Source organism: Agarivorans gilvus, from assembly GCF_001420915.1.
Taxonomy (GTDB): Bacteria; Pseudomonadota; Gammaproteobacteria; order Enterobacterales; family Celerinatantimonadaceae; genus Agarivorans; species Agarivorans gilvus.
Genome location: NZ_CP013021.1, coordinates 4,329,690 through 4,342,938 on the forward strand (window position 1 = coordinate 4,329,690; position 13,249 = coordinate 4,342,938).

15 protein-coding genes and 1 pseudogene are annotated in these 13,249 nt (G+C 46.4%); 15 read left to right on the forward strand and 1 reads right to left on the reverse strand.

Annotation, left to right across the window (positions count from 1 at the left end; translation table 11 throughout):
* Positions 1-16: 16 nt before the first annotated feature.
* Positions 17-820, reverse strand: coding sequence for an inositol-1-monophosphatase (suhB, locus tag AR383_RS20715; protein WP_055734853.1), 804 nt, complete (start codon positions 818-820; stop codon positions 17-19).
* A 171-nt stretch (positions 821-991) separates the two neighbouring features.
* On the opposite strand from suhB, the gene trmJ reads away from it, so the two are divergent.
* The 15 genes and pseudogenes from trmJ to ispG all read left to right on the forward strand — a co-directional run bounded on the left by trmJ (position 992) and on the right by ispG (position 13,211).
* Positions 992-1,723, forward strand: coding sequence for a tRNA (cytosine(32)/uridine(32)-2'-O)-methyltransferase TrmJ (trmJ, locus tag AR383_RS20720; protein ID WP_055734854.1), 732 nt, complete (start codon positions 992-994; stop codon positions 1,721-1,723).
* A 91-nt stretch (positions 1,724-1,814) separates the two neighbouring features.
* Positions 1,815-2,288: a Fe-S cluster assembly transcriptional regulator IscR gene (gene iscR / locus AR383_RS20725; protein WP_055735113.1), complete on the forward strand. Its 474-nt coding sequence runs from the start codon at positions 1,815-1,817 to the stop codon at positions 2,286-2,288.
* Between the two features lie 34 nt (positions 2,289-2,322).
* Entirely contained in the window at positions 2,323-3,537 is a 1,215-nt protein-coding gene (locus tag AR383_RS20730; RefSeq protein ID WP_055734855.1) for an IscS subfamily cysteine desulfurase, read from the forward strand.
* Between the two features lie 29 nt (positions 3,538-3,566).
* Positions 3,567-3,950: a Fe-S cluster assembly scaffold IscU gene (gene iscU, locus AR383_RS20735; RefSeq protein WP_055734856.1), complete on the forward strand. Its 384-nt coding sequence runs from the start codon at positions 3,567-3,569 to the stop codon at positions 3,948-3,950.
* A gap of 17 nt (positions 3,951-3,967) precedes the next feature.
* Entirely contained in the window at positions 3,968-4,291 is a 324-nt protein-coding gene (gene iscA, locus AR383_RS20740) for an iron-sulfur cluster assembly protein IscA (RefSeq protein ID WP_055734857.1), read from the forward strand.
* 12 nt (positions 4,292-4,303) lie between these two features.
* The gene (hscB, locus tag AR383_RS20745) at positions 4,304-4,822 is read left to right on the forward strand and encodes a co-chaperone HscB (RefSeq protein WP_055734858.1); all 519 of its coding nucleotides are present in this window, start codon (positions 4,304-4,306) and stop codon (positions 4,820-4,822) included.
* Positions 4,823-4,825: 3 nt separating this feature from the next.
* Positions 4,826-6,679 carry a Fe-S protein assembly chaperone HscA gene (gene hscA, locus AR383_RS20750; RefSeq protein WP_055734859.1) on the forward strand — a complete coding sequence of 618 codons (1,854 nt, stop codon included), beginning with the start codon at positions 4,826-4,828 and terminating at the stop codon, positions 6,677-6,679.
* 1 nt (position 6,680) lies between these two features.
* The gene (gene fdx, locus AR383_RS20755) at positions 6,681-7,019 is read left to right on the forward strand and encodes an ISC system 2Fe-2S type ferredoxin (protein WP_055734860.1); all 339 of its coding nucleotides are present in this window, start codon (positions 6,681-6,683) and stop codon (positions 7,017-7,019) included.
* Between the two features lie 11 nt (positions 7,020-7,030).
* Entirely contained in the window at positions 7,031-7,231 is a 201-nt protein-coding gene (gene iscX / locus AR383_RS20760; RefSeq protein WP_016401231.1) for a Fe-S cluster assembly protein IscX, read from the forward strand.
* A gap of 42 nt (positions 7,232-7,273) precedes the next feature.
* On the forward strand, positions 7,274-8,569 hold the full coding sequence (gene pepB, locus AR383_RS20765) for an aminopeptidase PepB (protein WP_055734861.1): 1,296 nt from the start codon (positions 7,274-7,276) through the stop codon (positions 8,567-8,569).
* A 59-nt stretch (positions 8,570-8,628) separates the two neighbouring features.
* Entirely contained in the window at positions 8,629-9,054 is a 426-nt protein-coding gene (ndk, locus tag AR383_RS20770) for a nucleoside-diphosphate kinase (RefSeq protein ID WP_055734862.1), read from the forward strand.
* Positions 9,055-9,211: 157 nt separating this feature from the next.
* Positions 9,212-10,330, forward strand: a complete 1,119-nt coding sequence (gene rlmN / locus AR383_RS20775; protein WP_055734863.1) for a dual-specificity RNA methyltransferase RlmN — start codon at positions 9,212-9,214, stop codon at positions 10,328-10,330.
* Positions 10,331-10,352: 22 nt separating this feature from the next.
* Positions 10,353-11,126: a type IV pilus biogenesis/stability protein PilW gene (gene pilW / locus AR383_RS20780; RefSeq protein ID WP_055734864.1), complete on the forward strand. Its 774-nt coding sequence runs from the start codon at positions 10,353-10,355 to the stop codon at positions 11,124-11,126.
* Positions 11,116-12,102: a RodZ domain-containing protein gene (locus tag AR383_RS20785; RefSeq protein ID WP_055734865.1), complete on the forward strand. Its 987-nt coding sequence runs from the start codon at positions 11,116-11,118 to the stop codon at positions 12,100-12,102. Before pilW ends, AR383_RS20785 begins: the two co-directional genes overlap by 11 nt.
* An 18-nt stretch (positions 12,103-12,120) precedes the next feature.
* Positions 12,121-13,211: pseudogene (gene ispG, locus AR383_RS20790) on the forward strand (flavodoxin-dependent (E)-4-hydroxy-3-methylbut-2-enyl-diphosphate synthase).
* Positions 13,212-13,249: the final 38 nt, after the last annotated feature.

Here is a 13,249-nt window from a genome sequence, read left to right on the forward strand (position 1 = left end):
ACATGATGGGATTGGCTTAGCTTTTAAGCGCATCGTTTAAATGCGGGCGAATATTAGCCAGCATTGCTTTTAAGACTTTAGGATTAGCACAAACAATGTTACCGCTTTGGTAATACTCGGTATTGCCAGAGAAGTCAGTCACAATTGCACCCGCTTCACGAGCAATCAATTCACCCGCTGCAATGTCCCAAGGTTTTAGGTTTAGCTCGAAGAAACCGTCTAAACGACCCGCTGCAACATAAGCTAGATCAAGCGCTGCTGAACCGGCACGGCGAACATCACCACACTCGGCGAAAATCGAGCCAAACATGGCCAAATAGCTTTCCATGTAATGTTTACGTTTGAAGGGAAAACCCGTACCGATGATGGTACCGTCTAAATCTTTCGCTTTAGAAACACGTAAGCGATAGCCATTAAGCTGAGCGCCTTTACCACGTGAAGCGGCAAATAATTCATTACGTAATGGATCGTAAACTACCGCATGCTCGGTTTTACCGCGAATACGTAGTGCAATCGAAATCGAGAAGTGAGGAATACCTTTGATAAAATTGGTGGTTCCATCCAAGGGGTCAACAACCCATTGGTATTCATCATCCTTGCCTTGATTTAATCCACTTTCTTCAGCGATGATCGAGTGATCAGGAAACGCATTGTGAATGGTATCGATAATGCTTTTTTCAGCGGCTTTATCTACGTTGGTCACGTAGTCGTTAGCGCCTTTTGTTGTTGTTTCAACTTTATCAAGTTGTGCGTAAGCTTGAGTTACAACCTTACCTGCGTTTCGCGCAGCGCGAATCGCAATGTTTAGCATTGCATGCATGAAAAACCACCAATTTGTAGAAAGAACATAAAATAACCGCCGGATTATAGAGAATAGAGAAAACAAACACAATTGATTATAGCTGGGGGATTTAAACTTTTTCCAATCTAGCTGCTTTGGCCAAGGCTATGTTACAATCCGGCGGATTAATTTTAGGGTGAAGTAATATAAATGTTGGAAAATATTCGAGTGGTTTTAGTGGGCACTAGCCATAGTGGTAACATTGGTTCTGCTGCCCGAGCAATGAAAACCATGGGAATAAGCGACTTATGTTTAGTGGCCCCAGAAGCTGAAATTGATGGCAAATCTGTTGCCTTATCGGCTGGTGCATCGGATGTGCTTGGCGGTGCCACTATAGTAGAGCAATTGGCAGAGGCTGTAGCCGATTGTCAGCTGGTTATTGGCGCGAGTGCTCGTTCACGTACCTTAGATTGGCCGATGTTAGATGGTCGAGAGGCTGGCGAGAAATTGGCCTTTGAAGCGTGCTCTGGCAAAGTGGCGATTGTTTTTGGTCGCGAAAGTAGTGGCTTAAATAATGAAGAGCTTCAACAGTGTCATTACCATGTTTGCGTGCCTGCCAATCCTGAATACAGTTCACTTAATCTTGCAATGGCGGTACAGTTATTGTGTTACGAAGTGAGAATGGCATTTTTAGAGCAACAAAATACTCATCCTAAAGCCGCTCCAGAAGCTTACCCTCATGCGGAAGACTTGGAGCGATTTTACCAGCATTTTGAGCAAAGTATTGCCGATAGCGGCTTCATCATAAAACCTCATCCAGGTAAGGTGATGGAGAAGGTGCGACGAATGTTTAATCGAATTCGCATGGAAAAACAAGAGCTTAATGTTATGCGTGGAATCTTAACCTCATTTGATAAACACATTTCCAAAACTGAAAAATAAACCCGAGTAAATTACTGGGTTTTATACTTGACTAAAATAGTCGGATATGGAAAGATCGTGATTAAGTTCACGCGATAATGGGTTGATTGATATGCGCTTAACTTCCAAGGGACGCTACGCAGTGACGGCGATGTTAGATGTTGCTCTTCATATGGAAGAAGGGCCGGTCTCTCTTGCTGATATTTCAGAAAGACAAGGCATTTCCTTGTCCTATTTAGAGCAGTTGTTTTCAAAGCTACGTAAACACGGCTTAGTAAGTAGCGTTCGTGGTCCTGGCGGTGGTTACCGCTTAGGAATGGACGCTGATGATATAGCAGTAGGTATGGTCATTCATGCGGTGGATGAGTCTATTGATGCTACCCGCTGCCATGGCGCAGCCGATTGCCAGGGCGGCAAACCCTGCTTAACTCATTCTCTATGGAATGATTTAAGTGAAAGAATTGCTGACTTCCTCGACAATATCACTTTAGGCGGGCTGATGCGCGAACGGCAAATCGTGAGCGTTGCGCATACACAAGATCGACTTAAGCAGGTTGATACCAACACGATACAAATTAGTTTATGACGCTCGCTCTAGTCGAGTAGTAATGGAGAACTTTATGAAATTGCCAATTTATCTTGATTATTCTGCAACCACACCTGTTGACCCTCGTGTTGCTGAAAAGATGATGCAATACCTTGGCGTGGATGGTATCTACGGTAACCCTGCTTCACGTTCACATCGCTTTGGCTGGCAAGCTGAAGAGGCTGTGGACATTGCTCGTAATCAAATTGCTGAGTTGGTTAACGCCGATCCGCGTGAAATCGTATTTACCTCTGGTGCAACTGAATCGAACAACTTGGCGATTAAAGGTGCGGCTCATTTTTACGCTAAAAAAGGTAAACACCTTATTACTTGTAAAACCGAACATAAAGCCGTGCTCGATACTTGTCGTCAGTTAGAACGTGAAGGCTTTGAAGTGACTTACCTTGAGCCCGAAAGTAACGGTATTATCAACTTGGATAAGCTGGCCGAAGCGATGCGCGAAGACACTATCTTGGTGTCAATCATGCACGTAAATAACGAAATCGGTGTTATTCAAGACATTAATGCGATTGGCGAACTATGCCGCTCTCGCAAAATTTTATTCCATGTTGATGCCGCGCAAAGTGCCGGTAAGATCGACATTGATTTACAAGCCTTACCGGTAGACATGATGTCGTTTTCTGCGCACAAAGTGTATGGCCCTAAAGGCATTGGCGCATTGTATGTGCAACGCAAACCTCGTATTCGTTTAGAAGCGCAGATGCACGGCGGTGGTCATGAGCGTGGTATGCGCTCTGGTACTTTGCCTACTCACCAAATTGTGGGGATGGGTGAAGCTTTTGCCATTGCTAAACAAGAAATGGCTAAAGATAACGAGCATATTCGTGCTTTACGTGAGCGTTTCTGGAACGGCATTAAAGACATTGAAGAGACCTACGTGAATGGTGACTTCGAGCAGCGAGTGGCGGGTAACCTTAATGTGAGCTTCGCCTATGTAGAAGGTGAGTCGTTAATTATGGCGTTGAAAGATTTAGCTGTATCTTCAGGTTCTGCCTGTACTTCGGCGAGTCTTGAGCCTTCTTACGTACTACGTGCTTTGGGCTTAGACGACGAGCTAGCACACAGTTCAATTCGTTTTTCTTTTGGTCGCTTTACTACCGAAGAAGAAGTAGATTATGCCATTAAAGTTATTAATGAAGGCATCGGTCGGCTACGCGAAATGTCACCATTATGGGACATGTTTAAAGACGGCGTAGACCTAAGCCAAGTAGAGTGGGCGCACCACTAGACAATAACTAAGAGATTTGGAGAAATATCATGGCTTACAGTGAAAAAGTAATCGACCACTACGAGAATCCACGCAACGTGGGTGCCTTTGAAGATAAAGACGACGTACATATCGGTACCGGTATGGTAGGCGCTCCGGCATGTGGTGACGTAATGAAGTTGCAACTTAAAGTGAATGACCAAGGTGTGATTGAAGATGCACGCTTTAAAACTTATGGTTGTGGTTCTGCTATTGCCTCTAGCTCGCTAGTAACCGAGTGGGTTAAAGGTAAAAGCTTAGAAGAAGCACAAGCTTTAAAAAATACCGATATCGCGGAAGAGTTAGCTTTGCCACCAGTGAAGATTCACTGTTCTATTTTGGCTGAAGATGCCATTAAAGCGGCAATTGCTGACTACAAAAAGAAAAACGCTTAGACAGTAAGGAGCCGATGATGGCTGTATCACTAACTGAAGCGGCTGCTGCCCATGTAAGCCAGTTTTTAGCTAACCGAGGCGCCGGCAAAGGTGTGCGCCTTGGTGTTAAAACCTCTGGATGTTCGGGCATGGCCTATGTTCTTGAGTTTGTTGACGAGTTGGCTGAAGACGACAAAGTTTTTGAAAGTTGCGGTGTGAACGTAATTGTCGACGAAAAAAGCTTACTTTACATCGACGGCACAGAATTAGACTTTGTTAAAGAAGGTTTAAACGAAGGCTTTGTATTCAACAACCCCAACGTTTCCGGCGAATGTGGTTGCGGAGAGAGCTTTAGCGTTTAAATGGAATACGCTATGAATTATTTTGAATTGTTCTCTCTAAGTCCTTCTTTCCAGCTAGACCTTCAAGGTCTAGCTCAGTCTTATCGAGAGTTACAACAGCAATACCATCCTGATAACTTCGCCGCTGATAATCAAGATAACCAAGCCGCGGTTATGCAAAAGGCAGCGCAAATCAACGATGCTTATCAAACGCTCAAAGACCCCTTAGCTCGAGCTCAATACCTGCTACGCTTGCAGGGCATAGACTTAAGCGGTGAACAGCAAACGATTAACGACATTGATTTCTTAATGAGCCAAATGGCCTTGCGAGAACAGTTGGCCGAAATCGAAAATGCTGCCGACCCTGAGCAAGCCATCGACGATTTTTCCACCTTACTTAAGCAGCAACGAAGTGACTTGAGCTCTAGCTTTGAAAAAGCCTACAATGAGCAAAATTTTGATTTAGCCGCTGACCATGTCCGTAAGCTTAAATTTTACGCTCGTTTACAACAGCAGCTACAGCAACTCGAAGAGAAGATTCTAGATTATTAATCTATGGCATTACTACAAATTGCAGAGCCTGGGCAATCGGCTGTTCCTCATCAACATAAACTCGCTGTTGGTATCGACTTAGGTACCACTAATTCATTGGTTGCTACTGTGCGCAGCGGTAAAGCTGTGGCGCTGGCCGACCATGATGGTCGTTATTTACTGCCCTCGGTGGTGCGTTATCACTCAGCAGGTATCGAGGTTGGGCAAGCCGCAAAAGCCCATGCCGTTAGCGACCCGCATAATACCATTACTTCGGTAAAACGCTTATTAGGTAAAGCCAGCAGTGATATTGATGCTGCTACTTTTCCTTATGACTTTGCTAAAAGCGAGTCGCCGCAAATTAATACCGTGGCGGGAGCCGTTAATCCGGTGCAGGTGTCGGCCGAAATTCTCAAAAGCTTAGCCAAACGCGCCGAGGAATCTCTGCAAGGAGAGCCCGATGGCGTGGTGATTACGGTTCCTGCGTATTTTGATGACGCCCAGCGTCAGGGCACTAAAGATGCCGCTCAGCTAGCTGGCCTGCATGTATTACGTTTACTTAATGAACCCACCGCTGCTGCGATTGCTTATGGTTTAGATAGTGGCGATGAAGGCGTGATTGCCATTTATGACTTAGGTGGCGGAACCTTCGATATCTCTATTTTACGTTTGTCTAAAGGGGTATTTCAGGTATTGGCCACCGGCGGTGATTCTGCTTTAGGTGGCGATGACTTCGATGATGTTCTGGTGGAGTGGATTGCCGAGCAAGCCCAGCTTGAAGGCGTTCGCTCGCCTCAGTTACAGCGTGAATTATCGCGCATTGCCAACCAAGTTAAAATCGACTTAAGTGAACGGCAGCAAACTAGCGTTGAACTGGCTATTGAAGGCATTGATTGGCAAGGCTCTATTACTCGTGAGTCTTTTGAACAGCTGATTGATGACTTGGTTAAACGCACCATTCGAGCTTGCCGCAGAGCACTGCGTGATGCTGAAGTGGACTTAGAAGAAGTTAGCAATGTGGTAATGGTAGGAGGCTCAACAAGGGTTCCTAAAGTTCGCGAAGATGTGGCTAGTTTCTTTAAAAAGCCGGTGCTAACCAGCATCGACCCCGATCAAGTAGTGGCGATCGGTGCAGCGATTCAAGCCGATACCTTGGTGGGTAACAAAAAAGACGACGAACTGTTGTTGCTAGATGTAACCCCACTGTCTTTAGGCATAGAAACCATGGGCGGCCTGGTTGAGAAGGTGATCCCTCGTAATACCACTATTCCGGTAGCGCGGGCGCAAGAGTTTACTACTTTTAAAGATGGCCAAACGGCGATGGCCGTACATGTGGTGCAAGGTGAGCGTGAATTGGTAGATGATTGTCGCTCGCTGGCTAAGTTTACTCTGCGAAACATTCCGCCTTTAGCGGCTGGTGCCGCGCATATTAGAGTGACCTTCCAAGTGGATGCCGATGGTTTGTTATCGGTGACAGCAATGGAAAAATCCACTGGCGTGCAAGCTTCCGTGGAAGTGAAACCTTCCTATGGTCTAGCCGACGAAGCGGTGGCACAAATGCTCAAAGACTCGATAGCGCATGCCAAAGAGGATGTCAGCATGCGAATGTTGCGTGAGCAACAAGTGGAAGCGGCGCGCTTTATTGAAGATATGAATACTGCCTTGGCTGAAAGCGGTGAACGCTTGTTAAGTGCCGAGGAGCGCCAACTTATTGAGCAAGCCATGCAGCACTTGGAACAAGTGGCCGCAGGAGATAAAGTGGCAGCGATTGAGCAAGCCATTAAACAATTAGATAGTGTCAGCCAGGATTTCGCAGCGCGGCGAATGGATGATTCCATTAAACAGGCCTTAACCGGTCAGCAAGTAGATAGGATTTAAGATGCCTAAAGTGATTTTCTTGCCTCATGAGGACTTGTGTCCTGAAGGCGCGGTAGTAGAAGCCAAAGAAGGCGAAACAGTATTAAATGTGGCGCTGCGAGATGGCATTGATATTGAACATGCCTGTGAAAAGTCCTGCGCTTGTACTACTTGTCACGTGATCGTTCGTGAAGGATTTGATTCCTTAGAAGAGAGCGATGAATTAGAAGACGATATGTTAGATAAAGCCTGGGGTTTAGAGCCCGAGTCTCGACTGAGCTGCCAAGCTGTGGTTGCCGACGAAGACTTAGTGGTAGAGATCCCTAAATACACGATTAATATGGTGTCTGAGCAGCACTAAGGAGAGCGCTCATGGGACTGCGTTGGATAGATGTAGAGCAAATTGCGATAGAACTGGCCGAACAATTTCCCGAGCAAGATCCGAAACAAGTTCGGTTTACCGATTTACATCAGTGGGTGTGTCAATTAGATGATTTTGATGACGACCCACAACATAGCAACGAGCGTATTTTAGAAGCAATTATTTTAGCCTGGATGGATGAACTTGACTAAAACGGCCGTCTCGTTGTCAATTTTTATTATGAGGACGTAGCGATGACTGCCGTATTGGAACTAGTCTTATGTGCTAAGCCTGCCGACGCTGTTTGGGGCGAGCAGGCCTTAGTGAGTTTTGAAAATAGTCAGGTCAATATTCATGTAACTGGTGAAGGCGTGCAGCGTCTTCAAGACATTCAAAAAGCGGCCAGAAAGTTAGATGCGCAAGGTTTAAAACAGCTGGCCATCGCTGGAGAAGGCTGGGATCTAGAGGCCTGTTGGGCCTTTTATCAAGGCTATTATAACGCTAAGCAAGATAATCAACTACTTATCAATGGATTAACTGGCAGCGACCAACAACGCTTTGAGGCATTAAAAAGCGCAATTGACTGGACTCGGCAAACTATTAATTTAGGCCCCGCCGAAATTTACCCCATGAGCCTGTGTGAATCGGCAGTGGCCTTACTCAGTAACTTGGCGCCTGAACATATTAAGCACCGAATTATTTCTGGCGAGGCTTTACTCGAACAGGGATGGGTGGGCATTTATCAAGTGGGGCGAGGCAGTAGTCAGGCTCCTGCCATGTTAGAGCTAGATTATAATCCTTCAGGCAAGGCTGATGAACCGGTCGCTGTGGCCTTAGTGGGTAAAGGCATTACTTTCGATTCCGGCGGTTATAGCCTTAAGCCTTCCGATGGTATGGCGATGATGAAAAGTGATATGGGCGGCGCCGCTACAGTTACCGGGGCGCTTGCTTTGGCGATTGCTTCTGGCTTAAACAAGCGAGTTAAGCTCTATCTTTGCTGTGCTGAAAACCTCGTATCAGGTGACGCCTATAAACTCGGTGACGTGATTCGCTATAAAAACGGTGTTTCAGTAGAAGTGCTTAATACCGACGCCGAAGGGCGTTTAGTGTTAGCCGATGGCTTAATCGCCGCTAGCCAAGACAAGCCGGGCTTGATCATCGATGCCGCCACCCTAACTGGCGCAGCTAAGATGGCCCTAGGCCGAGATTATAATGCCGTGTTTGGTTTTGCTGATGAACGGGTACATGACGCATTACAAGCGGCGAAAGCCGAGTACGAAAAAGCCTGGCCTTTGCCTTTAGAGCCCTTCCATAAGGGACAAATAGGCTCTGCATTTGCCGATATCGCTAATATTTCTTCTGGTGAAGGGATGGCGGGCGCGTCAACTGCCGCGGCGTTCTTAGCTCACTTTGTGGAGCAGGCAGAGCAAAACTGGCTGCACTTTGATCTTTCTGGCTCTTATCAAAAAGCCGCCAATGGATTGTGGGCGACAGGTGCTAAAGGTCATGGCGTGCGCACCTTAGCACGCTTGTTATGTGATGCTAGCTAACTTATGATTTTCAATCATGGCAGTGATTTTACCAATACAACTTACGACGGAGCGATGTAATGGCCTTAGAACGTACTTTTTCTATACTTAAACCTGATGTAGTAGCCAAGGATGCAATAGGCGCAATTTATGCACGAATGGAAGCGGCGGGTTTACGTATCGTTGCGGCAAAAATGTTGCACCTATCGCAAGAGCAGGCGGCGGGCTTTTACGCTGAGCACGAGGGTAAGCCTTTTTACTTGCCCTTGATTGAGTTTATGACTTCTGGGCCGATCATGGTGCAAGTCTTAGAAGCAGAAAATGCAGTACAGCGCTATCGAGAATTATTAGGTGCCACTAATCCGGCAGAAGCTGCCGCCGGCACCTTGCGTCATGATTTTGGAACTGGAATGCCACCTAATGGCACACATGGCTCCGATTCACCGGAGTCAGCGGCCAGAGAAATAGCCTATTTCTTTGAAGACAATGAGATTTGTCCTCGCTAATCAACAAAAAGGGGCTAAGGCCTCTTTTTTTATCACTGGCTTTAGTGCCAGTTGAATTAGCTAAAAGGCCGCTGAAAGCTGAGTTTAGCTGGCTTTCTATAGTTATTATTTGTACAATTCGGCGCTTTTTTTAAATGGTCAGTCGTGGAGTAAAGCGATGAGTGAGACAAAAACCAATCTACTTGATTTTAATCGTGCTGGATTACGCCAGTTTTTTGCCGATATGGGCGAAAAATCTTTCCGGGCCGATCAAGTGATGAAATGGATTTATCACTTTGGTGTTGACGATTTTGACCAGATGAGCAATATCAATAAAGCCTTGCGTGAGAAGCTTAAGCAACGAGCCATCATACAAGCGCCGGAAATCAGTACCGAACAGCGCAGTGCCGACGGCACCATTAAGTGGGCGATGTTGGTGGCCGGCCAAGAGATAGAAACGGTATATATTCCAGAAGGTGACCGTGCCACGCTGTGTGTTTCATCACAAGTAGGTTGTGCTTTGGAATGTACGTTTTGTTCTACTGGGCAACAGGGCTTTAACCGTAACCTCAAAGTATCGGATATTATTGGCCAAGTGTGGCGCGCCGCTCAGGTTATTGGGCATAAAGGCATAGAAGGTAAGCGACCTATTACCAATGTGGTGATGATGGGCATGGGCGAGCCATTATTAAACTTAAATAACTTAATCCCAGCCTTAGAGTTAATGTTGGATGATAACGGTTATGGTTTGAGTAAGCGTCGGGTTACAGTGAGTACATCAGGAGTGGTACCCGCTTTGGATAAACTAGGCGACCAACTTGATGTAGCCTTAGCGATTTCCTTGCACGCGCCTACCGATGAGTTGCGTAGTGAAATTATGCCGATTAACGATAAATACAACATCGAAGCCTTTTTGGCTGGGGTGAGACGTTATGTGGCTAAATCCAACGCCAACCGTGGCAAAGTCACCGTGGAGTATGTATTACTAAATGGCGTTAATGACTCCATGGAGCAGGCACACCAGTTGGCCGAAGTATTAAAAGAGACGCCATGTAAAATCAACTTGATCCCGTTTAACCCTTACCCAGGTTCACCTTTTACTAAGCCAAGTAATAGCCGTGTTGACCGCTTTAGTAAGGTACTAATGGAATACGGCTTCACTGTGGTAGTGCGGAAAACCCGTGGTGATGATATTGATGCAGCTTGTGGCCAGTTGGCAGGTGACGTTGTCGACAGAACTAAAAGAACCATGAAAAAACGGATGCAACAACAAGAAATTTCAGTCACAATTCAATAACTAAGCTTATCGAAGGATGGATATGAAACGTTGTTTGTACTTGCTTGTCGCTGTCTGTTTACTGTCCGCATGTGTTACTGAAACCAGAATTAATGGTCAAGAAGTCAACTCCGGTGAAAGGCAGCTCGATAAAGTAGCTGCCGCCAAAACTCGAATTAGTCTCGCCCTGCGTTACCTTGATGCTGGGGACGCCGAGCAGGCCAAGCGTAATTTGGAGCTGGCTCAAGAATTAGCCCCCAATTTTGTTGACGTGTATATTGCCCAAGCGCATTTCTACCAACGTGTTCGCCAGCCTGAACGAGCCATCGAAGCTTATAAAAAGGCGCGCACAATAGCCCCTAAAAATGGTGATGTATTAAATAACTATGGGGTGATGCTGTGCCAGCAAAAGAATTATCAAGAAGCCGAAAAACTGTTTAACTTAGCGTTGGCAAATCCTGAATATGTGCAGGTGGCGGGAACCAATGAAAATGCCGGCTTGTGTGCCCTTGATGCGGGACAATTGGATAAAGCCCTCAATTACTTCTCCAGCGCCTTGGCGTATAATATTCGCCGCCCCTTGTCTTTACTCGGTGCAGCAGAAGTCTATTTACAAAAAAATAAACCTGAGCAGGCCCGTTTATATCTGCAACGGTATGATAGTATGGCTGAAACAACGGCAGAAAGTGCCTTTGCTTGGGTTCGCCTCGAAAGCGCTGCGGATAACTTTGCTGAGGAAGCGCGCTGGGGGATGACCCTGCAACAACAATTTCCTAAATCGGAACAAACAAAACGATATATAGCAAATGACTACTAAAGCAGAATCAGAGCAAGCAGAATTGAGTGACGACATCGAAGTGGTCAGCCCTGGGCAGATGCTGCAAGACGCGCGAGTCGCTGCCAAGTTAAGTCAAAACCAAGTCGCTGAGCGCTTAAAACTTAGATTGCAGGTGGTGAAAGACATCGAAGCAGACAGTTTTGATAGCGGTCTGTCAAATACCTTCATCAAGGGTTATTTACGGGCTTATGCGCGCTTGTTAAATGTATCAGAAGAATTGGTACTATCAAGCTACGCCCATCTCAACGTTGCTCAAGAACAACGCACCGAAATGCAGAGTTTTTCTAGGCGAATCAAGCAAGAAACCCATGATAGTCGCTTGATGAAATTTACCTATTTAGTCGTTCTGGGGATCGTGGTTTTGCTGGTTGTTTGGTGGTGGCAGGATAAAAATAGCCAAGCCGATTATCAACAGTCCCAGTTAGAAGCTGAGATAAGCCCGGTTATTCAAGCCAACGAGGGCTTGAGTGAAGAGCCATCGCTGGCACTTGATCCCGCTGAGGTGGATGCAAGTACTGATGAGCAAGCGCAGGCTAACGCCGAAGCCTTATATTCCGAACCTGAGGCGCAGCCACAAGCGAGCGAAGCTGAATTGCTCGAAGCCAATACTACCACTGCAGAAGCGAGTGAGCCCCCACAAGCTGTAGCTGAACCAAGCGCAGATACAAGTATTAGCGCAAGTGAAGATAGCCAAGTTAATCAGCCCAGTGCTGAATTTACCCCCTTAAACATGCGCTTTGAAAATGAGTGCTGGGTAGAAATCCGCGATGCCAACGGTAAGCGTTTGGTGGCGGCGATTAAACAACCCGGTGAAAGCTTAACTGTGGCAGCGGCGTCACCCTACAGTATTGTACTTGGCACCAACGCAGGTGTAAGCGTCACTTATGGAACAGAAGAAATCGACTTATCGTCATTTAAGCGCGGTAAAGTTGTGCGCATGACCATACCCCAATAATTAAGACCCTAGCTGAATATGAATCAACCAACTCCTATTACCCGCCGTAAATCGACTCAAATCATGGTGGGGAATGTGCCTGTCGGGGAGATGCCCCCATTTCAGTACAATCCATGACCAATACCCGTACCACTGACGTGGCAGCTACGGTTGAACAAATTAATCGAATTGCTGCCGTGGGTGGGGATATTGTGCGGGTTTCAGTGCCTACCATGGATGCAGCCGAGGCCTTCAAGCAAATCAAACAACAAGTGTCGATTCCGGTGGTGGCCGATATTCACTTCGATTACCGCATTGCCCTTAAAGTGGCTGAATATGGCGCTGACTGTTTACGGATTAATCCCGGTAATATCGGTAATGAACAACGCATTCGCTCAGTTGTGGATGCGGCTAAAGATCGTGGTATTCCGATTCGTATCGGGGTAAACGGCGGCTCTTTAGAGAAAGATCTGCAGGAAAAATACGGAGAGCCAACGCCAGAGGCTTTAGTTGAATCGGCGATGCGCCATGTAGACATACTGGACCGTTTGAATTTTGACCAGTTTAAGGTGAGCGTTAAGGCTTCGGATGTATTTTTAGCCGTAGGGGCTTACCAAGGTTTAGCCAAGCGTATTGACCAACCCCTACACCTTGGCATTACAGAAGCTGGCGGATTACGCAGTGGTTCGGTTAAATCGGCAGTGGGTTTGGGCATGTTATTGTCACAAGGCATTGGTGATACTTTACGTGTATCGCTGGCTGCTGACCCAGTGGAAGAAATCAAAGTTGGCTTTGATATTCTTAAGTCCTTACGGATCCGCTCACGTGGTATTAACTTCATCGCTTGCCCAAGCTGTTCGCGTCAAGAGTTTGATGTTATTGCTACGGTCAACGCCCTAGAGCAGCGCTTGGAAGACATTGTAGAGCCAATGGATGTATCGATTATTGGCTGTGTGGTAAATGGCCCCGGCGAAGCCTTAATCTCTGATTTAGGGATTACCGGCGGCAATAAAAAGAGTGGTTTTTATCAAGATGGGGTTCGCCAAAAAGAACGCTTCGATAATGACAACTTAGTTGACGCTTTAGAAGCGAAGATCCGCTCGCGGATTGCTATCAAAAACATCAGTTAAGGCGCTTCTGCATTTAAATTTACCTCCATCGTTAAAAG

What these genes read in the sequence shown, in the direction of transcription:
- suhB (WP_055734853.1), bottom strand. Translation starts at nt 820, where the DNA reads ATGCATGCAATGCTAAACATTGCGATTCGCGCTGCGCGAAACGCAGGT.
- trmJ (WP_055734854.1), top strand. Translation starts at nt 992, where the DNA reads ATGTTGGAAAATATTCGAGTGGTTTTAGTGGGCACTAGCCATAGTGGT.
- iscR (WP_055735113.1), top strand. Translation starts at nt 1,815, where the DNA reads ATGCGCTTAACTTCCAAGGGACGCTACGCAGTGACGGCGATGTTAGAT.
- AR383_RS20730 (WP_055734855.1), top strand. Translation starts at nt 2,323, where the DNA reads ATGAAATTGCCAATTTATCTTGATTATTCTGCAACCACACCTGTTGAC.
- iscU (WP_055734856.1), top strand. Translation starts at nt 3,567, where the DNA reads ATGGCTTACAGTGAAAAAGTAATCGACCACTACGAGAATCCACGCAAC.
- iscA (WP_055734857.1), top strand. Translation starts at nt 3,968, where the DNA reads ATGGCTGTATCACTAACTGAAGCGGCTGCTGCCCATGTAAGCCAGTTT.
- hscB (WP_055734858.1), top strand. Translation starts at nt 4,304, where the DNA reads ATGAATTATTTTGAATTGTTCTCTCTAAGTCCTTCTTTCCAGCTAGAC.
- hscA (WP_055734859.1), top strand. Translation starts at nt 4,826, where the DNA reads ATGGCATTACTACAAATTGCAGAGCCTGGGCAATCGGCTGTTCCTCAT.
- fdx (WP_055734860.1), top strand. Translation starts at nt 6,681, where the DNA reads ATGCCTAAAGTGATTTTCTTGCCTCATGAGGACTTGTGTCCTGAAGGC.
- iscX (WP_016401231.1), top strand. Translation starts at nt 7,031, where the DNA reads ATGGGACTGCGTTGGATAGATGTAGAGCAAATTGCGATAGAACTGGCC.
- pepB (WP_055734861.1), top strand. Translation starts at nt 7,274, where the DNA reads ATGACTGCCGTATTGGAACTAGTCTTATGTGCTAAGCCTGCCGACGCT.
- ndk (WP_055734862.1), top strand. Translation starts at nt 8,629, where the DNA reads ATGGCCTTAGAACGTACTTTTTCTATACTTAAACCTGATGTAGTAGCC.
- rlmN (WP_055734863.1), top strand. Translation starts at nt 9,212, where the DNA reads ATGAGTGAGACAAAAACCAATCTACTTGATTTTAATCGTGCTGGATTA.
- pilW (WP_055734864.1), top strand. Translation starts at nt 10,353, where the DNA reads ATGAAACGTTGTTTGTACTTGCTTGTCGCTGTCTGTTTACTGTCCGCA.
- AR383_RS20785 (WP_055734865.1), top strand. Translation starts at nt 11,116, where the DNA reads ATGACTACTAAAGCAGAATCAGAGCAAGCAGAATTGAGTGACGACATC.